The 19,778-nt window shown below is 69.2% G+C and carries 22 protein-coding genes and 1 pseudogene; 10 read left to right on the top strand and 13 right to left on the bottom strand.

Features of this window, described 5'->3' with window-relative positions:
- The gene (locus tag O7615_RS16820; protein WP_278178598.1) at positions 1 to 801 is read left to right on the top strand and encodes a TauD/TfdA family dioxygenase; all 801 of its coding nucleotides are present in this window, start codon (positions 1 to 3) and stop codon (positions 799 to 801) included.
- Between the two features lie 31 nt (positions 802 to 832).
- On the opposite strand, the gene O7615_RS16815 is transcribed toward O7615_RS16820, so the two are convergent.
- Complete coding sequence (locus tag O7615_RS16815; RefSeq protein ID WP_278178597.1) at positions 833 to 1,684, bottom strand: endonuclease/exonuclease/phosphatase family protein; 852 nt, start codon at positions 1,682 to 1,684, stop codon at positions 833 to 835.
- Positions 1,685 to 1,754: 70 nt separating this feature from the next.
- Between O7615_RS16815 and O7615_RS16810 the strand changes: the two genes are divergently transcribed.
- The 3 genes from O7615_RS16810 (at position 1,755) to O7615_RS16800 (ending at position 4,338) form a co-directional block, all read left to right on the top strand.
- The gene (locus tag O7615_RS16810; RefSeq protein WP_278178595.1) at positions 1,755 to 1,877 is read left to right on the top strand and encodes a hypothetical protein; all 123 of its coding nucleotides are present in this window, start codon (positions 1,755 to 1,757) and stop codon (positions 1,875 to 1,877) included.
- Positions 1,878 to 2,442: 565 nt separating this feature from the next.
- On the top strand, positions 2,443 to 3,687 hold the full coding sequence (locus O7615_RS16805) for a SpoIIE family protein phosphatase (protein WP_278178594.1): 1,245 nt from the start codon (positions 2,443 to 2,445) through the stop codon (positions 3,685 to 3,687).
- A 222-nt stretch (positions 3,688 to 3,909) separates the two neighbouring features.
- The gene (locus tag O7615_RS16800; RefSeq protein ID WP_278178592.1) at positions 3,910 to 4,338 is read left to right on the top strand and encodes an ATP-binding protein; all 429 of its coding nucleotides are present in this window, start codon (positions 3,910 to 3,912) and stop codon (positions 4,336 to 4,338) included.
- A gap of 450 nt (positions 4,339 to 4,788) precedes the next feature.
- Here the strand turns inward: O7615_RS16800 and O7615_RS16795 are convergent, their stop codons facing one another.
- Entirely contained in the window at positions 4,789 to 5,508 is a 720-nt protein-coding gene (locus tag O7615_RS16795; RefSeq protein ID WP_278178591.1) for a SigB/SigF/SigG family RNA polymerase sigma factor, read from the bottom strand.
- Between the two features lie 630 nt (positions 5,509 to 6,138).
- Between O7615_RS16795 and O7615_RS16790 the strand changes: the two genes are divergently transcribed.
- Both O7615_RS16790 and O7615_RS16785 read left to right on the top strand, forming a co-directional pair.
- Positions 6,139 to 6,780, top strand: a complete 642-nt coding sequence (locus O7615_RS16790; RefSeq protein WP_347405089.1) for a transposase — start codon at positions 6,139 to 6,141, stop codon at positions 6,778 to 6,780.
- A gap of 70 nt (positions 6,781 to 6,850) precedes the next feature.
- A complete protein-coding gene (locus O7615_RS16785) occupies positions 6,851 to 7,633 on the top strand; it encodes a transposase family protein (protein ID WP_278182125.1) in 783 nt (260 codons plus the stop codon).
- 145 nt (positions 7,634 to 7,778) lie between these two features.
- On the opposite strand, the gene O7615_RS16780 is transcribed toward O7615_RS16785, so the two are convergent.
- Complete coding sequence (locus tag O7615_RS16780) at positions 7,779 to 8,303, bottom strand: MarR family transcriptional regulator (protein ID WP_278178589.1); 525 nt, start codon at positions 8,301 to 8,303, stop codon at positions 7,779 to 7,781.
- Positions 8,304 to 8,347: 44 nt separating this feature from the next.
- On the opposite strand from O7615_RS16780, the gene O7615_RS16775 reads away from it, so the two are divergent.
- The 4 genes and pseudogenes from O7615_RS16775 to O7615_RS16760 all read left to right on the top strand — a co-directional run bounded on the left by O7615_RS16775 (position 8,348) and on the right by O7615_RS16760 (position 11,650).
- Positions 8,348 to 9,508 (top strand): MFS transporter, encoded by a 1,161-nt coding sequence (locus O7615_RS16775; protein WP_278178588.1) that lies wholly within the window; start codon positions 8,348 to 8,350, stop codon positions 9,506 to 9,508.
- 267 nt (positions 9,509 to 9,775) lie between these two features.
- A pseudogene (locus tag O7615_RS16770) lies at positions 9,776 to 10,000 on the top strand (hypothetical protein); the annotation flags it as partial.
- Positions 10,001 to 10,261: 261 nt separating this feature from the next.
- Positions 10,262 to 10,762: a hypothetical protein gene (locus O7615_RS16765; protein WP_278178587.1), complete on the top strand. Its 501-nt coding sequence runs from the start codon at positions 10,262 to 10,264 to the stop codon at positions 10,760 to 10,762.
- An 87-nt stretch (positions 10,763 to 10,849) separates the two neighbouring features.
- On the top strand, positions 10,850 to 11,650 hold the full coding sequence (locus O7615_RS16760) for a hypothetical protein (protein WP_278178586.1): 801 nt from the start codon (positions 10,850 to 10,852) through the stop codon (positions 11,648 to 11,650).
- 176 nt (positions 11,651 to 11,826) lie between these two features.
- On the opposite strand, the gene O7615_RS16755 is transcribed toward O7615_RS16760, so the two are convergent.
- The 10 genes from O7615_RS16755 to O7615_RS16710 form a co-directional block, all read right to left on the bottom strand.
- Positions 11,827 to 12,144, bottom strand: coding sequence for a hypothetical protein (locus O7615_RS16755; RefSeq protein WP_278178585.1), 318 nt, complete (start codon positions 12,142 to 12,144; stop codon positions 11,827 to 11,829).
- Positions 12,145 to 12,196: 52 nt separating this feature from the next.
- Entirely contained in the window at positions 12,197 to 12,751 is a 555-nt protein-coding gene (locus O7615_RS16750) for a helicase associated domain-containing protein (RefSeq protein WP_278178584.1), read from the bottom strand.
- Between the two features lie 24 nt (positions 12,752 to 12,775).
- On the bottom strand, positions 12,776 to 13,645 hold the full coding sequence (locus O7615_RS16745; RefSeq protein ID WP_278178583.1) for a hypothetical protein: 870 nt from the start codon (positions 13,643 to 13,645) through the stop codon (positions 12,776 to 12,778).
- Between the two features lie 304 nt (positions 13,646 to 13,949).
- Positions 13,950 to 14,864, bottom strand: a complete 915-nt coding sequence (locus tag O7615_RS16740) for a trypsin-like serine protease (protein WP_278178582.1) — start codon at positions 14,862 to 14,864, stop codon at positions 13,950 to 13,952.
- A 98-nt stretch (positions 14,865 to 14,962) separates the two neighbouring features.
- Complete coding sequence (locus O7615_RS16735) at positions 14,963 to 15,103, bottom strand: hypothetical protein (protein ID WP_278178581.1); 141 nt, start codon at positions 15,101 to 15,103, stop codon at positions 14,963 to 14,965.
- Positions 15,104 to 15,247: 144 nt separating this feature from the next.
- A complete protein-coding gene (locus O7615_RS16730; protein WP_278178580.1) occupies positions 15,248 to 16,132 on the bottom strand; it encodes an endonuclease/exonuclease/phosphatase family protein in 885 nt (294 codons plus the stop codon).
- On the bottom strand, positions 16,129 to 16,881 hold the full coding sequence (locus O7615_RS16725) for a tetratricopeptide repeat protein (RefSeq protein WP_278178579.1): 753 nt from the start codon (positions 16,879 to 16,881) through the stop codon (positions 16,129 to 16,131). Before O7615_RS16725 ends, O7615_RS16730 begins: the two co-directional genes overlap by 4 nt.
- An 807-nt stretch (positions 16,882 to 17,688) precedes the next feature.
- The gene (locus O7615_RS16720) at positions 17,689 to 18,360 is read right to left on the bottom strand and encodes a hypothetical protein (RefSeq protein ID WP_278178578.1); all 672 of its coding nucleotides are present in this window, start codon (positions 18,358 to 18,360) and stop codon (positions 17,689 to 17,691) included.
- Positions 18,345 to 18,803, bottom strand: a complete 459-nt coding sequence (locus O7615_RS16715; RefSeq protein ID WP_278178577.1) for a hypothetical protein — start codon at positions 18,801 to 18,803, stop codon at positions 18,345 to 18,347. Before O7615_RS16715 ends, O7615_RS16720 begins: the two co-directional genes overlap by 16 nt.
- Positions 18,804 to 18,968: 165 nt before the next feature.
- Positions 18,969 to 19,766, bottom strand: a complete 798-nt coding sequence (locus O7615_RS16710; RefSeq protein ID WP_278178576.1) for a class I SAM-dependent methyltransferase — start codon at positions 19,764 to 19,766, stop codon at positions 18,969 to 18,971.
- Positions 19,767 to 19,778: the final 12 nt, after the last annotated feature.

Raw genomic sequence — 19,778 nt, 5'->3', positions numbered from 1 at the left:
ATGACGCCGACCGCTGTCCGGTGGATGACCGAGGCGACGGACGAGCCGGCCCGGCAGCGGCTGGCCGAACTGGCCCTGGCCCACCTCGACGAAGGGCCGGGTTACCTGCTGCTGAACGGCCCGCCGCTGAATTCCACCGAGGATGCCCGGCGATTCACCCTGACCATCAGCTCCCTGCTGGGTGACCTGCTGCCTCAGGATGGTCAGGGCACCCTGCTGCGGGAGGTGACAGATCGTGGCCTGCGGCTGGGAGAGGGCCGTGCGGGCAGGTACTCCGACTCCCGGCAGGGCGGAAGTCTGCACACCGACGCCCCGCACGCTCCTCCGCCAACCCCCGACTGCTTCGCCCTGTACTGCGTCCGCCAGGCCCCGGCCGGCGGCGACCTGTGCCTGGTCGGGGTCACTGACGTACTCCGGCTCTTACCGAAGTGGGCCGTCGCGGAGTTACGAGGGGAATTCCACTTCGACCGTCGCGACCCGACGGCGAAGGATGCGACCGTCCTGCGGCCGGTGATCGAGACCGGGCCGGCTGGCGATCGGATGTATTACCTTCGGGAGTACATCGAGATCGGGCATCAGCATCCGCACGTTCCGCCGTTGACCGAACGGCAGGTGGACGCCCTGAACGCGCTGGACGCCCTGCTCGACAACCCGCGACGCCAGACTCGGCTACGGCTCGAACCCGGGCAGATGATTTTCATCAACAACCGGACGCTGCTGCACGGGCGTACCGAGTTCACCGATGCGCCCGACGGTAAACGCCTGATGCTACGGACGTGGATCCTCCGCAGCCGCACATGACCTCGCCGCGCCGCACCCGTGCCGGGTCCGGTCAGCCCCGGTCCCGGCACGGGTGCAGCGCGAGGTCAGCCAACACGCCGAAATGGTCGCTAGCCCACACCGAACCGACCGGTTCGGCGAACGCAAGCTGACAGTCGGCGATCCGCAAGGTGGGACCGTGATCGACAGCGCGTACGAGGACATAGTCGATCCGCCGGCCCAACTCCAGTGGCATGTCACCGTTGGTAACCAGCGGATTGCTGGGGCTGAAGGTATGCCCCTCCTCAGTACCGTGGACCGCCTCCCAAGCGTCTCGGTACATGACACTGCACTGCCGCAACGACTGCCGACCGGTCCAGAACCGCACGCTCGCCGCATCTGGAACCGCGTCAAAGTCTCCAGCCACCACTACATGCACATCGTCGTCCTGCGCCAGCTTCTCGATCTCTTGCGCCGTCGCTACGGCCTGCAACTCCCGCTCATATTCGTAGCCGCGCTGCCAGGTGGGCTTCTGATTGACGAACAGTAATGATCCAATCGGCGCCGGAGCTTCGATGCGGGCGATCAGCGCCGCACCCGGAAAGCCAGCGGCTCTTTCGGTGACAGCAAGATTGATTTCCCGCACCTCCCGCACCGGCCATCGACTGACCAGCGATATGCCGGTGCCATCGTCAGCCCGGCCGCTCTGGTGCCACACCGAATACCCTGGACCTAGTAGATCCTCAACCTGGTCGTAGTCGTCCGTGACGATGGTTTCCTCAAGCGCCAGAAGGTCCGGGTTCAGCTCCCGCAGACCATTGCGGAGCGCCTCGCGTCGCTCCGGCCATGGAGCACTGCGGCCGAACACGTTCAACTGAAGCACCCGAAGTCGGTCGCCCTGAATCGATCCGCCATGCGATGACATGCTTCCTCCACAGCTACGCACCGGAACTAACGAACCAAGCGGGTGTCCCGGTACCCAGCATCGCCCGACCATGAACGCCACCGGCTCGACCGACGAACCCTGGCCACGTCGGACCTCCAAGGTCACCTACACCCGGTACAGCGACGGCCTCGCCTTCCGCGAGTACCTGAACCCGCCGAGGGCGCCCGTGTAACGCCGGCTCCTTGCCAAGTTCCTCGGGCCATCCCGTCAAGAACGCCCTTCCCGTTGTCTCGGCTGCTGGGAGCTGCGTCGATAGTGGCCGATTGAACGGCGGTCACGCTGGACGTTTAACAGGACGACGACCAGCAGCAGCAGCACTCTTTCGCCCCCGTCCAGCGGGATACCGCCGCCCGCCCAGCATCTGCGCCAGACCGGCGGTGAAGTTCGCAATCGCCCTCGTGGAGGTGGCGTACGGTAACAGCGTCGGCCGCGGCATGTCGCAACTGACCGCAGCACGTGTAACCGGGTGTTTGCCAAGCTCAGCTATGACAACCAAGTCCAGGCCGCCATGCTCGCCCAACGTGCCGGTCTGCTGGAAGCTCCACCCCTACAACTGGCCGGTAAACCTCAAGCACGCGGGATGCCCGAAACCGGGCGCGTCCGGGGCCTCGCTGCCGTCGCGTCCGCCTTCGGTCGCGGGACAGGTGATAATCGACAGGGTCGAGGAGGCGGACGGATCATGCATCCTGGTGGGGTCGGCCTCCCTGTCGTGGCGGTGGCCGGAGGAGGGAACCGCCGTGATCGGTGACGGCGAACTGCGGACAGCGCTGTCGCCCATGGTGCCGCCAGCTCTGCCGAGACCCGCGACGGCCTCGATGCGCGCGGACCTCACCGTTCTGCTCATCGAGGACGATCCCGGCGATGTAACGCTCACACGGGAGTTTCTGGAAGAAAGCAGTATCAGTAGCCGATTCGAACAGGCCGCAAGCCTGACTGAAGCGGAAGCCTCGCCGACGACCCCTGATTGCGTCCTGCTCGACCTGCACCTACCCGACGGGCGCGGGCTGCAGGCGCTACGCCGGGTGCTGGACCGGTGGCCGGACATGGCCGTGGTGGTGCTGACAGGTTTGGATGACGCCGCTGTCGGGACGGCGGCTGTCGCCGCCGGTGCCCAGGATTACCTTGTCAAGGGGCACCTCGACGCGGTTCTGCTCGGCCGCACGGTGCAGTACGCGATCCAGCGTCAACGCGCCCTGGTTACCGAGCGGCAGCTACGGGAGAGCCGGATGCAGGCACGCGAGAACGTCCGCTTGCAACGCGGCCTGCTGCCTACACCGCTGATCACCGACCCAGCGCTGACGGTGGCCAGCAGGTACGTGCCCGGGCGTGGGCGGTCGCTGCTCGGCGGTGACTTCTTCGACATCGTGCAGGACGAAGACGGCACGATCCACGCCGTGGTCGGCGATGTCTGCGGCAACGGCCCGGACGAGGCCGCGATCGGGGTCGGCCTGCGCGTCGGATGGCGCACCCTGACGCTGGCCGGCGTGGACAAGACGTCCCGGATGCGGCTACTCGAACAGGTGCTGGTCGCCGAACGGCCACACGAGGCGATGTTCGCCACCGCCTGCACGATCCGCGTCGACCCGGATCGGTCCAAGGCGGTCATCGTCAGTGCCGGCCACCCTCCGCCACTGGTGATCACTCCCGGAGCCGTCCACGCCGCACCAATCCGCCACGATCTGGGACTGGGTATGTTTCCAGGCCGCGGCCGCTGGCAGGAATCCGTCGTCACGCTGCCAGCGGGTGCGGGTCTGCTGCTCTACACCGACGGCGTCTACGAAGGCTTCAGCGACGACGGCACCCGCCTCGGCGAAGAACGCTTCGTCGAACTCGCCGCCAAGCTGAGCACCATCACCGACCCGACCGACTACCTCACCGCCTTGCTTGCCGACATTCAGCGCATCGACGCAGGTCGCCATAGCGACGACACCGCTCTGCTTTACCTGGCCTGGCCGTCGTCGCCCACCGCAGAGCAGCCTTGATCGCTGTTCCTGCGCTTGTTTGCCTCGACCCGCAGCCGTATACCAGGTTCGGCGGCAACAGCGGCGAGCAATGACGCGTCACGCGCAGTAGTGGCGGGCTTGTCCGCGCCAGCCGTGGCCCCGTGGCCCCTGGTCGTGTCCGGACGAATCTGCCGCTCATGTCGCCGTCGATCGCGGGCGCAGACGTCGTAACCTGGCATGATGCCGGGGCAGTGACGGGCTATGCGGGAGGACAGCAGGACGGTGGAGGTCCTACGGCGCCGATTCCGCAACGGGGATCCCGCCTCGCCGCTTCGGCACAGCGCCCGCGCCGCACTACTACCGTCAGCCTGCGACGATCCCGATGCGGAATGGATCGACGACGTCCTGATCGTGATCAGCGAGCTGGTGCAGAATGTCAGCCAGCACACCCGTGGCGACGGTGAACTCGTCGTCACCGTCGCACCCGGCACCGTCCTGGTCGAAGTGGGCGACACCAGCACCACCACTCCGCAGGCTCGCCGCCCCGATAGTGACCACGCCGGCGGGCGAGGACTGGTGCTGATCGAGGCGATTTCCCAAAAGTGGGGCGTACGCAGCTGCCGCAACGGGAAGGCCGTCTGGGCCAAGTTGTGCGCGATCACTACCCTCGCCAGCTCCAGCAGAACGTGATCGGCTCACCGGCACCGACCCGCTGCGCCGGACTGTCGTGAAACGAGTCGACAGAGTGGCTGGCTCCCGGCTCGGGTTGAGATCACACGGGACGGGATGACGGGGCTCCAACTCGCCCGATCTCACCACAGGGACACGGTCGGGCAGACGGGTCACGGATGACCCGTCAACCGAACGTGACGGCGGGAGCATCGCCGTCGGCGCACTGATCCTCAAACTCCTCGCCGTCCTGAGCCATCGCCTTCGCCGCTGGCCTCACCACCTTCCTCAACAACGAGAACGCGGTGAACCGATTCGAACACCAGGTCGAGGACCTACGCGACAAACTGCCCCCGCTGACCGCCGCTCACGGCTCCCTCACAGTCCGGGTAGGAGACGCGGCCCGCTGTTGGTCTCGTGTCGGTCAAGATTCGCGGCAGAGGAGGCGAGAGCCTCAGGCCCGTACCCGGATCAACCCGCGTCGTCGAGCTGCCCCCGCAGCTTCGTCAGCGCCCGGGCCAGCAGCCGGGACACATGCATCTGCGACACGCCGATCTGCTCGGCGATCTGCGACTGGGTCAGGTTGCCGTAGAACCGCAGCGTCAGGATCTTCTGCTCGCGCTCGTCCAGAGTGGCCAGCGCCGGGCCCAGCGCCACCCGCAGCTCGGCCAGCTCGAACTCGCTGTCCTCGCCGCCGAGCATGTCGCCCAGCTCGGTCGCGCGGTCTCCATCGCCGGTCGGCGTGGACAGCGACACCGCGTTGTACGCGCGGGCGCCCTCCAGGCCCTCCAGCACCTCCTCCTCGGTGATCTTGAGGTGGGTTGCGATGTCGGTCACCGTCGGCGAGCGACCCAGGGTCTGCAGCAGCGTGCTGTTCGCGTCGGAGATCGCCAGCCGCAGCTCCTGCAGCCGCCGGGGGACGCGGATGTCCCAGGTCCGGTCGCGGAAGTGCCGCTTCAGCTCACCGATGATGGTGGGGATGGCGTAGCCGGCGAAGTCGACACCACGGGAGGGGTCGAACTTGTCGATGGCCTTGATCAGGCCGACCGCCGCGGTCTGGGCGAGATCGTCGGTGGGCTCACCGCGACCGCTGTAGCGGTGGGCCAGGTGGTTGGCCAGCGGCAGCCACGCCTCGATCGCCCGGTCCCGCAGCGCGGCCCGGGACGGGTGGCCGGACGGCAACGCGACCATCGAGGTGAGGAGCTGATGAGCGACCGGGTCAGACGCAGCGCGGTCAGTACCAGTACTGGCCGAAGACCGATACGCTGTGGTGATCATCCAGGCTCCTCTGCTGGTGGCGGAGGGCAGATCCGAGTCGGCCAACCGGCGATCGTTGAATAGACCCTAGCCGAGAGGACTCCACAAGTCGACCCGAACAGGCATTGATAGTAGTGCGGACCCGTGGTATTGCAACGAGTGGCTGTCGCCGTGGCTCCGCGACAAGCACGGCGCGACTAGCCCGCCACCGGTCGACGCTCTCCGTGAAGCCACGCCGTCGCCGACCGGACACGAGCGTCGCGCCTCCCTTACTTCAGCAGGTCCGTGTGCCCGCCCGGCAGCTTTCGCCACTTACCTACCGAGTTCGCCTTCGCGCTCAGCTCGATCCACCGACGTGGTTGATGTCGGTGGTCCGGCCGGGCGGTCCGCCCATCGGCAGTTCGGGAGTCGGCCAAACTGAAGTCCAGCCACGCAGCGTGACGGAAGCAGCCGGCAGGTAGCGCGCCCGATCGGCGGCATGTCCGTGCGAGCACCCCTTCCACCGTGGCTTCGAGGTCTGAACCGTCCCGGATCTTGTAGAGGCTTTGATGTTCCCCGGGTTCGGTGGAGCCGGGTTGGTTGACTCGTCAGGCTCGTCACTCGTTGAGGAGAGACGTGCCGAGGAGATATCCACCCGAGTTTCGTCGTAAGGTCCTTGAACTGCTCAAGGCTGGCCGGTCGGTCGCTGAACTGGTCCGGGACTTGGAGATCAGTGATCAGACGATCTACAACTGGCGCCGTCAAGAGCTGATCGACACCGGCCGGATGCCGGGTGTCGCCTCCAGCGACCAGGCGGAGCTGGTCGCGGCTCGGCGGCGGATCCCTGAGCTGGAAACCGAGTTGGCGGTGCATCGCCGCGCGGCTGAACTGCTCAAGGAGGTGGTGCCTCCGGGCACTGGACCATCGCGGCCGGCAACCGCTGCGCAGCCTGTCCGGGGACGCCGCCGCGGTGTCCGACCTGTTGGCCTCGATCGACGGCCCGATTGTGCTGGTCGGGCAGTCGTACGGCGGCATGGTGGCCTCGAACGCCGCGGTCGGCAACGACAACGTGAAGGCCCTCGTCTACGTGGCTGCCCTGGCACCGGAGAAGGGCGAGAACACGCCCGACCTGCTCGGCAACCTCCCTGGCGCCACGCTGGGCGAGCACCTGTACAAGGAGCCTTCCATCGTGATGGTGCTGGTCACGGTGGATCCGGGAGGGTCTGAGTCGGAGGGAGGTGAGGCTCCCGGTAAGACAGCAGTCGACGAAGATTCGATGTCCCAACCGGGAGCCTCGTTGCTGTCTTACCCTGCCACGATTCCACTTTCCACTCGTACCCTGAACCGTCTGGCTAACCTGATCCGCGCCCACCGCGCTCAACGTCGATGCCGGTGGCGGCGTCTGGATCCCGGGCGGCAAGCGCTATTGGTCCTCGCTCACCTGCGCAACGGCGACACCTACGCCCGTCTCGGCGCTGGATTCGCGATCGGCACGACCACCGCTTGGCGCTACGTGCACGAAGCGATCGATCTGCTCGCGGCTATCGCCGACGATCTGAACGCCTGCGCGGGACGAGCCGTGCGGCTGGCGTACGCGATTCTCGATGGCACCCTCATCCCGATCGACCGGGTCGCTGACCAACGGCCGTACTACTCGGGAAAACATCGCCGACATGGGGTGAACGTGCAGGTCGTAGCGGACCCCGCCGGCCGACTTGTCTGGGCCTCGCCCGCCCTGCCCGGCGCCACGCACGACCTGACCGCCGCGCGGACTGTCGGCCTGATCGACGCGTTGACCTGCTGCAACGTGATGACGTTCGCGGACAAGGCGTATCAAGGCGCCGGCGGCACGGTTCGGACCCCGTTCAAGCGCCACCGACACCGGCCACGGCTGTCACGATGGCAGAAGGCGGTCAACCGTTCCCACGCCCGCATCCGCGCGCTCGGCGAACGCGCCGTCGCCACCCTCAAGACCTGGAAGATCCTGGTCAAACTGCGCTGCTGCCCACGCCGCTCCACCGCGATCGTGCAGGCCATCCTCGTCCTCCAAGGGATCGAAACCGACCGCTACGCGGGTTGAAGGAGCTCGATGATGCCGCGATGGCGCGCCGGCTGCGGGGGGCCTCACCACAGGTCCCCACGGCCGTGCACGGGAGACTGGCGCCCGCGCGAATCGAGGACCACCCCGCTGGCTGAGTTCACGATTCTCGGTAGTCACCTCGCTCTCAATGATCGGTCTGGTGATCGAGATAGCCAGCATGTACCGGACACTCTTGGCAACACGAGCGGTCGCATAGTCGGCACAGCCGGGCCAGGGCCTCACCATCGCGAGCCTGGGGGCGCAGGAGGGTCTTGGCAATGTCCACGAGGTGTTCGCGCTGCAGAGTGGAGAGCGACTCCACCACGTCTGCCAGTACCTGATGGCGCGCCTGCAGAATCTCCTCAGCGACGTTCGTGCCCAACGAGGTGAGGTGTAGTGACCGGCTCCGTGCGTCAGCGCCGGCGCGTCTCTCTACCCAGCCCAGATGAAGAAGGCGACGAACCAGGTGGGCGGCGCCTGGCTGGGAGAGCTCCAGCACCCGGCCCAGCCAGTCTGCGGTCACACCTGGCTGATCCTTGATCACGATGACCGCGTCGGCCAACGCACCACCGGCACCAGCCCGGTCCGTGACCGCGGCCCGCAGCCTGCCGTTGACGAACACGGTCAGCGCCCCCAGCAGGTTTGGACCCACCTCGACAGGTAAATTCATAACTTGTGAATCTACCTTGTCGAGCGACGGCCGTCATCATCACCATGAACCTCGCGCAGCTTCCCGTGGCGATGCGACAACTACTCATCGTTCTGCTCGGGCATCACAACACCGGTAGCTTCACCATTTCGGGCACCGCCAGCGCCGCCTGCGGTATCGGCCTCGCGCTGACCGCGCCGCTGTCGGGTCGCCTCCTGGGACGCATCGGCGACCGGCCCGTGCTGCTTGCCTTCGGGCTGGCGCACCTCGTCACGTTGGTCGGACTCACTTTCGCGGCCAGCCCGTTCGCCTTCGTGGCGCTGGCAGCAGCTGCCGGACTTGCCACTCCTCCAGTACTCAGCAGCGGACGCGCACTGCTGCCAACCCTGGTGAAATCCTCGGCCCTGACCCGTGCGTACGCGGTCAACGCCGTTGGACAGGAACTCCTCTACGTCGGCGGCCCGCTCCTGGTCACCGCAAGCCTCGCCACCGCAGGACCGGGCGGCACACTTCTGACGTTCGCCGCGATCGGCACGATCGCTCTCATCATCAACGCCATCGTCATCCCCCGTCGTAGCCACGCCGAACACCCGATGAGAATGCGACAGCCGGCGTCCGAGCGACGCGCGATCCGCACGCTGCTCGGCATCCATCTCGGATACATGACCTGCATGGGTGCAATGTGGGTTTTGATCCCAGCGTTCGCCGCCAACGTCGGGCATCCCAACCAGGCGGCACTGCTGGTCACGGTTTGGTCGGCGGGCAGCCTGGTCGGTGGGCTGCTGTTGGCCATCCGGGGCCGCCGCGCAAGCATCAGTCGCACCTACCTTGTCCTTCTCGCGGTACTCAGCGTCAGCTCCATGACTCTGCTCTTGCCCCGCACCGTGCCTCAGATGGCCGTCGCCGTCGTAATCTTCGGGCTTGCACTCGCACCATGGCTCGCGGTGGCAGACGAACTTGTGGCCCGCGCCGCACCCGCGCCACACACCGCGCAGGCCTACGGCTGGCTCCAGACCGCCGGCCAACTCGGCATCGCGGCGGGCTCCTTCACCAGCGGCGTGATCAATGACCACTCGGGCACCACGACCGCGTTCCTCCTCGTCTCCGTGGCACTGACAGCCGCCCTCGGCCTAGCGCTCCTACGTCGCCACATCCTCCGAGCCACTACCACCACGGCGGCGCCGCCAGCCACTCGAATCAGCGACAACCGGCGAGTGACTACGTAGCAACAGCGGGACAGCATTAGATCAACGCAGGGAAGCCAGCGGTTCACCGCGAACCCAAGGGGTCGTCACCGCGTACTTACGCTGACGGGCCCTCAGGTTCCGCTTGAGGATCCTTAAGTTGGGCTGAACCCACGGGCCTCCGGACCTGACGAAGTATTGCCACTTGTCCCCGACGCACCACCGCACTCGCCCGGGGCATCCGCGTCCTGCACTGCGTCGCAACCGACTGTCACCTAGGATGAAAAGGCTGATTGTGCTCCTCCGGCGGCGGCCCGGCTCGCCGGCTGGCATGGCCTCGAACGGCTGCCGCTGTTCCCGGGTAGCCCGGAGTTCTTCCCGACCGCCCAGATCGGCGACCGGATCATCCACCTCGCCGACCAGCGGGGCTGTACCGCCCTGGTGATGGCCGAGGGGCCCACCGCCGAAGTCGGCCTGTATCACTCGCTGGCCGCCGCCGGCACCGTCACCCACGACATGCGACCGCTGGGCTGACTACCGACTACCCTGGACAGGAGCCTCACGAGCACGTACGGACCGGAGACCTACAGTGAGCGCAACGCCGACGTCTACGACGAACGGCACGCCAACCTCGACCCGACCGACGCCGTGCACTACCCGGCCGACCTGATCGCACAGGTGCCGACAGGGCCGGTCCTGGAACTCGCCGTCGGCCCAGGCCGGGTCACCATTCCCTCGCCAAGCGCGGTGTCGACCTGCGAGGCATCGACGCCTCCGGAGGCGATAGTGGCCCGCATGCGGGCCAAACTCGGCGGAGACCAGATCCCCGTCACCATCGCCAACCCCGACCCCGACGACCGGTTCGCCATGATCTTCGTGGTTCATCACCTTCTTCCTGATGACCCAGGAAGAAGAAGTACGCTGCTTCGCCAACGTCGCCCGACGCTTTCTACTCGGCGAACGGTTCGTCCTGGAGTGCCTGGTCCCGACCTCGCCCGCTACCAGCGCCAGCAGATCGTCGACGCCCACCGCGTGGACCACGACCACGTCCGCCTCGCCGCGGTGCGGCACGATCCGATCGACCAACGCTTCGACGGACAACACATCCTCATCAGCAACAAGGTCGTCCGCTTGCCCCCGGTGTCGATGCGCTACGCCTGGCCCTCCGAACTCGACCTGATGGCCCGCCTCAACTGCCTGCACCGCCGCCACCGCTGGGGCGGCTGGCGCCGCGAGTCCTACCTCGGCACCGTCCGTGATCATCGAGGGTCTGACGGCGGACCTAACCACACATGATCGTGCCCCTGCCAGTCGTCGGTGGTCCCCCTTCCCCGTTACATACGATTCGCGTTCGGGCTCGCGTCTGGGCTCACGTTCGGGCTCATGGCTGGGCTTGCGTCCGGGCTCGCATCCGGGCTCTGGGGCGATCTCGCGTTCGGGCCCGCGGACGGGATCAAGGTCGGGCTCACGGTCGGGCTCCTGCTCGGGCTAGGGCTCGGGCTCATGCTCATGCTCGGTCACCCGGCTCCGTCTCGGCTGCAGAGACGCCGACAACGGCCTCGCTGGTCGTTGATCCGTCGCATTAGATTCGGGCTCGAGGCCGGGCTCGTGTTCGGGCTCACGGTCGGGTTCGCAGCCGGAATCGTGTTCGGGCAGGCACTAGGACTCGCCGTCGGGCTCACAGTCGGACTCACGTTCGGGTTCGTCGGGGAGTTCACCACCTTGTTCTCCCCCGGCGGTGCCGACATCGCGGCTTCCGACCCGCTCGCGCTCCTGCGCGACGACCAGCATCGAGCGCTGGCAAACGCGCTCGCGGTCGGCCTCGCGTTCGGGCTCGCGCTCTCGCTCTCGCTCATGTTCGGGTTCACAGTCGGGCTCACGCGCGGGCTCACGGTCGGGCTCGTGCTCACGGTCACGCTCGGTCCCACATTCGGGCTCGCAGCTGGGCTCGCGTTCGGGCTCGGGGCGAGTTCGTGGGGTGTGTTTCAGTACGCACGACTGTGGTGGTGCATTCGAGGTGATTTGCCCTGGCGGGTCATGGCGTTCCTTGCCGACGCCCACCGGCGAGGCGTGCTACGCCAAGCCGGCGGCGTCTACCAGTTCCGACACGGCCTGCTTCGCGACCGGCTCACCCAACACGACGGCGAGCCGCACGGATCTGGCCGCGATCCAGCGTGCGCCTGACTGACCTCGCCGTGAGGGGCTGTTGTCGACGAAGACGGCGGTCGCGCGACAGGGCTGCTTGCTCGACGAACGTAGGTGATCCTCCTGGTACGTCGGGCTCTGTCTGGCTCGGCACCGTCACGGCGCCGGGCGTGGTGGGTCGATCGTGTCGCGGCAGAGCCGGTTGCGGAGCGTCTTCACCACGGCCTCCCAGGCATGCCCGGCCAGATGCCGGTTGACCGCCCTGTCGAGCGGCTCGTTGACCCCGGCGGCGAACGCGGCGTCGGCACGGCGCTCACCGCGAAGGCGCACCGCAGCTCGGCCGCGGCGAGGTCCATGACAAGCAAGTCGAGACGCACGAAGCCGCGCTCCGGCGGCACGACCGGCGAACCGTCCGCGTTCGTCGCGAACGGGCTGTAGGCGAAGGCGGGGACCGGGTCGCCGTACTCCGTCGGCCGCACCACGATGACGTACCGCAGGTGGTCAAAGAGCAGCAGCTGCTCGCCGAGCGTCAACGCCCGGGTGCCAGCGACAGTCTCACCCCGCAGGGTGTCGAACGGGAGTGCGCTAGCGGCTCCGATCCGGCTTGTGGGTGGTGCGTGGCCGAGGAGCGCATACCCGCCACTCGAAGCCGAGACTGTCGAGGACGTCGATGCGCCACTGTGGAACACGTCCATGTTTACGATCATTCCGGGTGTTGTGCGTGAGGTGGCCGAGCTTGATGCCGTTCTCGCGATGCCTGCGGGGGACTCGGAGATGCCCCTCTCGCCGCGCGAAGGCAGTGAAGGCCGGAATGTAGACCTCAGCCCAACGTGTGTTGCCGACCCGCCAGACCATGCCGAGGGCGTTCAGGATTCGGATCTGTTCATCGTCGATTTCCCGGCGGTAGAAACGGCCGCGGAAACAGTGGATGAACTCGCCCAGGCCGTAGCCGGATTCGATGTGGAAGCGGGGTACGACAAGGTGGCCATCACGATCACTGAAGGCGAGGGCGGCCTCGATCCCCCTCCCCCAGGGGAGGTAGCGGGCACCCGAGGCCAGGTGCGCGACGACCAGTTCCCGTTGTGTACGGCGTCGGGGTGCGATGGTGGCGGCGTAGCTGGGTGGCGTGTAGATCGGCATCAGTGTCCTTCGCGGTGCAGGCGATCAAGGCGTCCCGGCTCGGCCGGGCGGCTGGTGCCGGCGACGCAGGCGGGCGGGTAGGCCGGCCACGCCATCGGGCAGCGCCCACACGGCGACCCCGAGGAGCAGGCCGAGCAGCAGCGGCGCGTGCCCAGGTGCGGTAGCGGTGACCACGGCACCCGTGACGACCACGATGACCACGCCGACAGCGGCGCCAGGCAGGGAGCGGGCGCCGCCGATGGCGACAGCGAGCACGACCACCGCGGCAGCGCCGATCCCGACATCGCGGGGTGTGCTCGACCGCTGGGTGTGGATTAGCAACGCGCCGGCGATGCCCGCGACCGCGCCCGCCCCGGTGTGCGCGATCCACCGGTAGGCGGGCAGCAGTGCCTGCCGGCTGCCGGCCAGCAGCCACATCGCGGCGGCGGTCACCGTCGCCACGACGACACCGCCGTAGAGCAGCACCGCCCGGTCGGCGAGCAAGGGCGGCAGACCGGGCGCCAGGCGGGCAGCGGGAATACCGGCCAGGCGCCACCACTGTGTGATGGACTCGGTCGATGCGGCGACCATCATGCTCACCAGGAGCACGACCACGCCGCGGCAGCGGACCAGCACTACACCGGTGATACCCGCGCACACCGCACCCAGCACGGCCGCAGCGAGCAGGTGCACCATGGCGAGGTCCACGGCGCCGAGCGCGAGACGGGCAGTGACGTAAGCGCCAGCGGCATAGGGCGCGACCTGGGCGAAGGGAGGCAGCCCGGCATGCACGGTGACCACCGCGGCGCTGACCGCCAGCAGGGCCAAGGGCATGATGGTCACCGGCGCGTACGCATCCGGTGGCACCGCCACCCCAAAAAAGATCATCAGCAGCGACCAGCTGCGAGGCCCCATCGCCGGCTGTTCCTGAAGCTGTCCAACGAATCGGCGGGCGAACAGGCGCATGCGCCCTGGCCGGCCCATCACCTCACCCGACCCGGCACAGAGGTGGCGCAGGCCAGCGGGCCGGCGCGTCGAGTCACCGGCGGTACGCCGGCGGACACCGGGTCATGACCCGGCACGCCAGCGGGGGCCTGACGGTCGATCACGTGTTCTCCATACTGAGGATGAGAGCTGATGGTGAAGGGGGAAGCCGGCCCGGCCTGTGCTGGCGGCGCGCCGCTGGCGGGGGTGTGGCCGGGCCGGGCCCGCTAGGGAGTTACTGGCTGATGTCGAGCTTGAGGCGGTTCATCAGCGCCGTGGTCGTGGTCGTGTCCGTAAGGATGAGCGGTGGACAGGCGCACGGCTGCACCGTGCGGGTGCGGATCGTGTCGTGGACCCACGCACGGTGGTGGGGATCCGTCGTGTCGGTGTAGACCGTCGGTGCGCCGCAGGGGCTGTCCTCACTGGTTTCCCGGCTGGCCGCGCCGACCGATGCCCATGCCGGGCGGGCACCGATCCGGTGGCCGGGAACTTTGCGCAGCAGTGGGCTGCCGGAGTCACCAAAGCACGCACCGGCGCTGACGCAGACCTCGCCGAGCCCGATGAATCCGCCCGCGCAGGCCGTGTTGGGCAGCCGGGTGATGTCCCGCTGGTGCAGCAGCGCCGGCGGCGTGGCGTCCGGGGCGGGTGGAAACTCGGTGAGGCCCCACCCGACCGCGCGGACCCATCCGCCGACGGGCGCCTGCCGCATCGCGGTCGGTAGCAGGCTCGCCCGAACCGGACGGGCCAGCTCGACGGGGGCGTAGTCGGAGACCGGCTCGGCGGGGTAGTTGACGCCCCACATCCACTGGGGGTGCAGGTATACCCGGGTGCCGGTGACGACCTGACCGCCGCTGGTGCGGTCGAGGCTGCCGACGCGCATGGTGACGTGATCGCCGGGCACCGCGACCGGGGTGGGTGCGACATCCTGGCGGCTGACGCAGTGCGCCGCGGTCCGGATCCACCGCCGGTGGACCAGGTCACCGCCGCACAGCGCGGTGCCGAGTCCGGGGTGCAGGATCTGGACGGAGACCACGCCGTCGTGCGGCGTGGCGGCCCGTCCGCCGACGACCGCGGCGGCGGGGACAGCGGTGCCGGCGAGGACACCGGCCAGCGCGACCGCCACGATGATCGACCGTTTGAGTAGTTTCATGGGTACCTTTCGTTGATCGGTGGTGCGGGCCCGGCACCGTGATGTGCCGGGTTGTCTGAGGTCCGGCGGCTGGCGTCGCCGGCAGCCGGCCGGCGCCCTCACGTCGGCGCGTCGTGGGCCATCTCCTCGATGGCGGGCTCGCCGATGTCGGGGTGGTCGTGGCCCTTGGTGGCGCAGTCGGCGCGGATCCGGGCGGAGTGCAGCTTCATCGCGGTGGCCGGCCGGCGGTCGCGGTGCACGGCGCGGTGGGTGGCGGCGTGTCGTCGAGCAGGGCGCGGGCTGTCTGGCAGTGGCCGAGGCGGTGCAGCACCAGTGCGATCTGCCCCAGTCCCAGAGCTGACGGCCTACTGGCGCAGACCGGTGGCCCAGGGTTCCCCCGCCCATCAGGGCCACCGCGCGTCCCCGATGCGCCGGAGGTCGAGGGTGAAGATCGTCGGCAGGTGATCTGAGGTTGCCCTGGCCGCTGGGGTATCCACCACCTGGTGATCCACCAGGGCCTCCACCAGCGCCGGCGTCACCAGCCCTTCGTCGATTAGCCGCGCGCCATAGTCGGTGCCCCGCATCGACGGCGGAGGTTCGTGGCCGGTGCTGGTCTGGGTCAGCGGTCGGCGCAGGGCCGCCCCCACCGACGCCAGTCCGGCGTCCACCAGCACCTGCCCGGGAGCACGGCTCAGCGCCAGCCGCGCCTGCGCCGCGGTGAGACCATCGGGCATCACCGGGTCGGGATGCCAGTACCCACCATCGGCCGCCCGGTCTGCGGGCAGCCAATTCCAGTCCCCACACACCACCGCACACCGGTCGTCGCCGCCGGCCACATGCGCGGCCACCAGGTGCGCCTCGCTCACCCGCTCCGCTTCGACGATGGTCTCGTCTCGGCCCACCCGCGGCGGCCCGTGGTACACCCAGCACCCGATGGCCCGGCCACCGACACGCAGGGTGGCCCCGTGCAGGGCGTGCCAGAACCTGTCCGACCTCGCTCGCCGGGCCGAGCCCCGCCGCATCACCACCGGGCTCCGCCAGCCGATGCACGTGGCGAGCTGAGCGTGGTTGCCCTCCACCCCCACCGCCGCATCCATACCGGCGGCGCGCACCATCCGGGCCGCCACCGCCTGCGCCGGCTCGCCGGCCGGTACGAACAGCTCCTGCGCGAACAGGATGTGCGGCCGGTACTGCCGCACGATGTCCACCGCGGCCCGGTGCCGGGCCGCCTCGGCCGGGCGTTTGCCCCAGTCGCCCAGGTTGTACGTCATGACGCGCAGCAGCATCATCTGCCTCCACAGTGGTCAGCTGGTGGGGTGGTGCGCGACGCGACTCGCCCGCCGCTGTCCGGTCGGTGTCGGAGGGGACAGCCATCGGCGGCGATGTGCGCGTTGACCTGCCAGCCGCTGCCGGCCTCATCGGTACTCGTGGGGTGTTGGCTCGGCGCGGGCGGCCGGCCGGCGGGCCGGGGGCGGCGGTGGGTGCAGATCCTGCGGTGCCGGTCGCAGGGCGCTCGTGCGGCGACGGCGCGCACCTGCTCGGCGAGGCCCACGGCGCGGGCGAGGGCGACCGCCTCCAGGAAGCACTCCGCGGCGCGGGCATCGGCGCAGTCGCGGTACATGCGGGCCTGCCGCGTGAGCAGCTTGACCATGGCGAAGTCCGTGACGTGACCCATGCCGGCCTGCTGTGCCTGCACAATCGCGGCGAGCTCGGCATGGGCTGTGTCGCAGTCGCCGCTGGCGTGCAGCATCACCGCGAGGTCCGCGCGGGCCGCCAGCGTCCGCGGCGCGTCAGGACCGTCGAGGCCGGCGAGCACCACGGCGAGTTCCCGGTAGTGGGCGGCGGCGGCCCGGAGCCGACCAGTCGCGTGCAGGGACGCCGCGAGGACGCCGAGGGTCCGCACCGCCACCGGGTCGTCCGGTCCACGCCCGTGCCGGGGGCGTGCCCACATCGCCCAGGCAAGCCCGGCCTCAGGATGTCCCGTGCTGGTGAGGACATGGGCGTAGAGGACAGCCGCGTCGACCGCCGCAGACGACACAGCAGTGCCACCCACGCCAGCGAGGACCGACCGCAGGCACCCGGCGGCCCTCGATAGGTCACCCGCGGCGACCAGCGCTTCCGCCCGTTCGACCGCCTCCGACAGGGTCGGCACGCTGGTCGGCACGTCATCCGAGCCGGCCTGAGCGCCGATCGACGACGCAGGAACAGGGTTCTGGGTCGACTGGCCGGCAGGCCTCGCACCGGCGGGCACCTGGTCATGACCCGGCGCCTCGCCACCTGGACCTACACAATCACCCGGCAGCCGACGCACGGGACCCAGGGTCACGGCACGTCCCCGATGCGCCGAGGGTCGGAGGTGAAGTCACCGGAAGGCGATCCGGGGTGACCCTGATTTCCGCAACGCCGCGCGCCCAGTGCTCCACCAGGTTGTCTGTCATGACGCGGAGCAGCATCATCGACCTCCACAACGGTCAGCTGGCGGTGTGGTGCGCGGTGCTCCGGTGACCCGGGCGCCGCTGTCGGGTCCGTCTCGGAACGCCACGCCGGTATCCGCTCGGCCTTCGCTGACACGGGATGCAGAGGGGCGATCCACCCGATCAGCCGCATCGCTGTGGTCCGGACCGGGCGGATGCACGCCTTGGGGGCGAGGTGTCGCCGGGGCTTGCGAGAAGTCTTTCGATGCTCCGGTCGAACATGTCGTGCAGCGGCCCTGGTCGGGCGGGCAGTGAGGTCGTTGTTGTCATGGTGTCTCCGGGGTGTCGGTGCCGGCGGTGCTGCTCTGCTCGGTGATCGAGCAGAAATGTCGGGCCCGCGACCACGCTGGCGTGCGGGTGCGCTGTGGTGGTCATGGGATTTCGGTTACGCGCTGGCGGTGGCTGTCGGTGGTGTGGTGGCGGGGGTTGCCGCGCCGTAGCGGGGCCTGGGTGGGGGTGGTGTGGCCGGCCAGGCGGGCGAGGGCGGTGAGCGCGGCGTGGGTGGTGGGTGTCGGGATGTGGTGCAGCTGCCGGGTGATGTAGGCGGCGAGGCGGGTGGCCTCGGTGGTGTGGTGGGCCCAGGTGAGGCAGGCGGCGACGGTCAGGGGATGGTGGTAGCCGAAAGCCTGGATCAGGTCCGGGACCTGCTGCCGGGCGAGGTCGTCGATCCGATGGGTCATGCCGAACAGATGCAAGATCGAGTACCAGTCGAGGGTGTCCCAGTGCGGCCGGAGGTGGGGGGTGCTGCCGTCGGCGGCCACGGCCCGGTAGAACACGGCCGCGAGGGCATCGCTGGCGGGCGCCAGGCGACGGCCGACGGCCAGTGCCTCGTGCAGGGTCCGCCGGTCGTGCGGGCCGTAGTGGCGTCGCGCGGCGTCGAGGTTGTTCAGCGCTGCGGCGGTGGCGGGTGCCCAGGCGGGGTCCAGCGGCGCGGCGATGACGGTCGCGGCGGCGCGGACAGCGGACACCAGCGGGTCCGGGAATCGGGTGGGGCGCTGCGCCGCCCACGCGGTGACCGCCCGGTCGATCAACGGATGGGGCACGGTGTCTCCGTCCCCGAGCGCCTGGGTGCGGCGTGGGACTGGTGCCTGCACACGCCGACGTGGATGGTGTCGCCGGGTGGACAGGCGAGGGCGGCGAGTTGCGCGCGCAGTGTGTCGGCGGGTGGGAGGTAGCGGGTCGCCGCGGTCAGGGCGGTGCCGTGGCAGCGGCGGGCCAGATCGTGCCAGCCGCACAGCGCGTAGAGGTAGCCGAGGTGAGCCAGGATGATCATGCTTTCCCGGCTGCCGTGGCCGTACGCGCGGGTGGCGTCGGTGTGGACGGTGGCCAGGGCGCGCAGGGCGTCGTCGCAGGCGCCGGCCGCGTGCTCGGCGTGCGCCTGGGCCACCGCCTCGTCGATGCCACGGTTCCCGCAGCGCAGCACCACGTCCGCCCTGGTGTCGGGCAGACGGGTAGCGGGCGCGGGCGGTGCGGCGATTCCGGTCATGATCATCCATGGGGTGTTGAAGGGGGGTGGCCGGCGACGGCGGCTTACGGGGGATGCGCCGCCGCCGGCCGTGGGTTGCCGCCGATCGGGTGTCGCGGGCGGCTACCCGGTGTGGGCGCGCGGCGGGCGGAGGACCTCACGTCCGGCCTGCCGGGCGTCCGAGGTCTACGGCCCGGGCTGCTGGGCGATGGTGGAGGTGTACTGGTAGCCGCGCAGGGCCAGGGTGGGGTCGGCCATCAGCTCGCCGAACCGTCGCAGGTCGGCCTCGTTCATGCCGGTGTCGGCGGCCAGGAGCCGGTCGTGCAGTTGGCGGGCGTTGTCGGCCAGCAGCTGGCAGCCGGGGCCGCCGCCGGTCCACGTGTCGGCGCGGGTGTGGCTGTAGACGTGGGTCAGGCCGGCGTCGAGCAAATGGCCGTGGACGTGGTTGCCCCACTCCAGGTCAGTGCCCCCGGAGTGCAGGGTGTCGAGGATGGCGTGCCAGACGCGGGCGATCAGCTCTTCGTCGTTGGCGGTGGGCGCGCGGTGGATCAAGGCGCGGCTGTAGACGATCTCGCCGAGTACCAGCCACCCACCCGGGCGCAGCAGGGCGATCAAAGCCGGCAGGAGGTCGACCCGGTTGCCCAGGTGCTCCAGGACGCACCGGGCGTGGACGAGGTCCACGCTGCCCGGCTCGATCGGCAGGTCGAGCCCTCCTCGGCGCAGGTCACACTCGTACACGTCGATGACATCAGTCGGGTCGAGCAGGCGGGTGTCGATATCGACGGCGATGACCGTGCCGGTAGGGCCGACCCGCTTGGCGAGGTGGCGGGCGACGGATCCCGCGCCGGCGCCGACGTCCAGGACCCGCTGCCCCGCCCAGACACCCACGGTGTCCAGGTCACGGATGGTGTACGGGTCGAGCACCGCCTGCAGCGGGGTCAACTGACGCGTGTCATTGTCGAACTGGTAGGTCGTGCTGGTCATCGGGTCCTACCT

The organism is Micromonospora sp. WMMD1082 (assembly GCF_029626175.1).
GTDB lineage: Bacteria > Actinomycetota > Actinomycetes > Mycobacteriales > Micromonosporaceae > Micromonospora.
The sequence above is the reverse complement of the archived record's forward strand: the minus strand, read 5'-3'. Positions and strand labels throughout refer to the sequence as shown.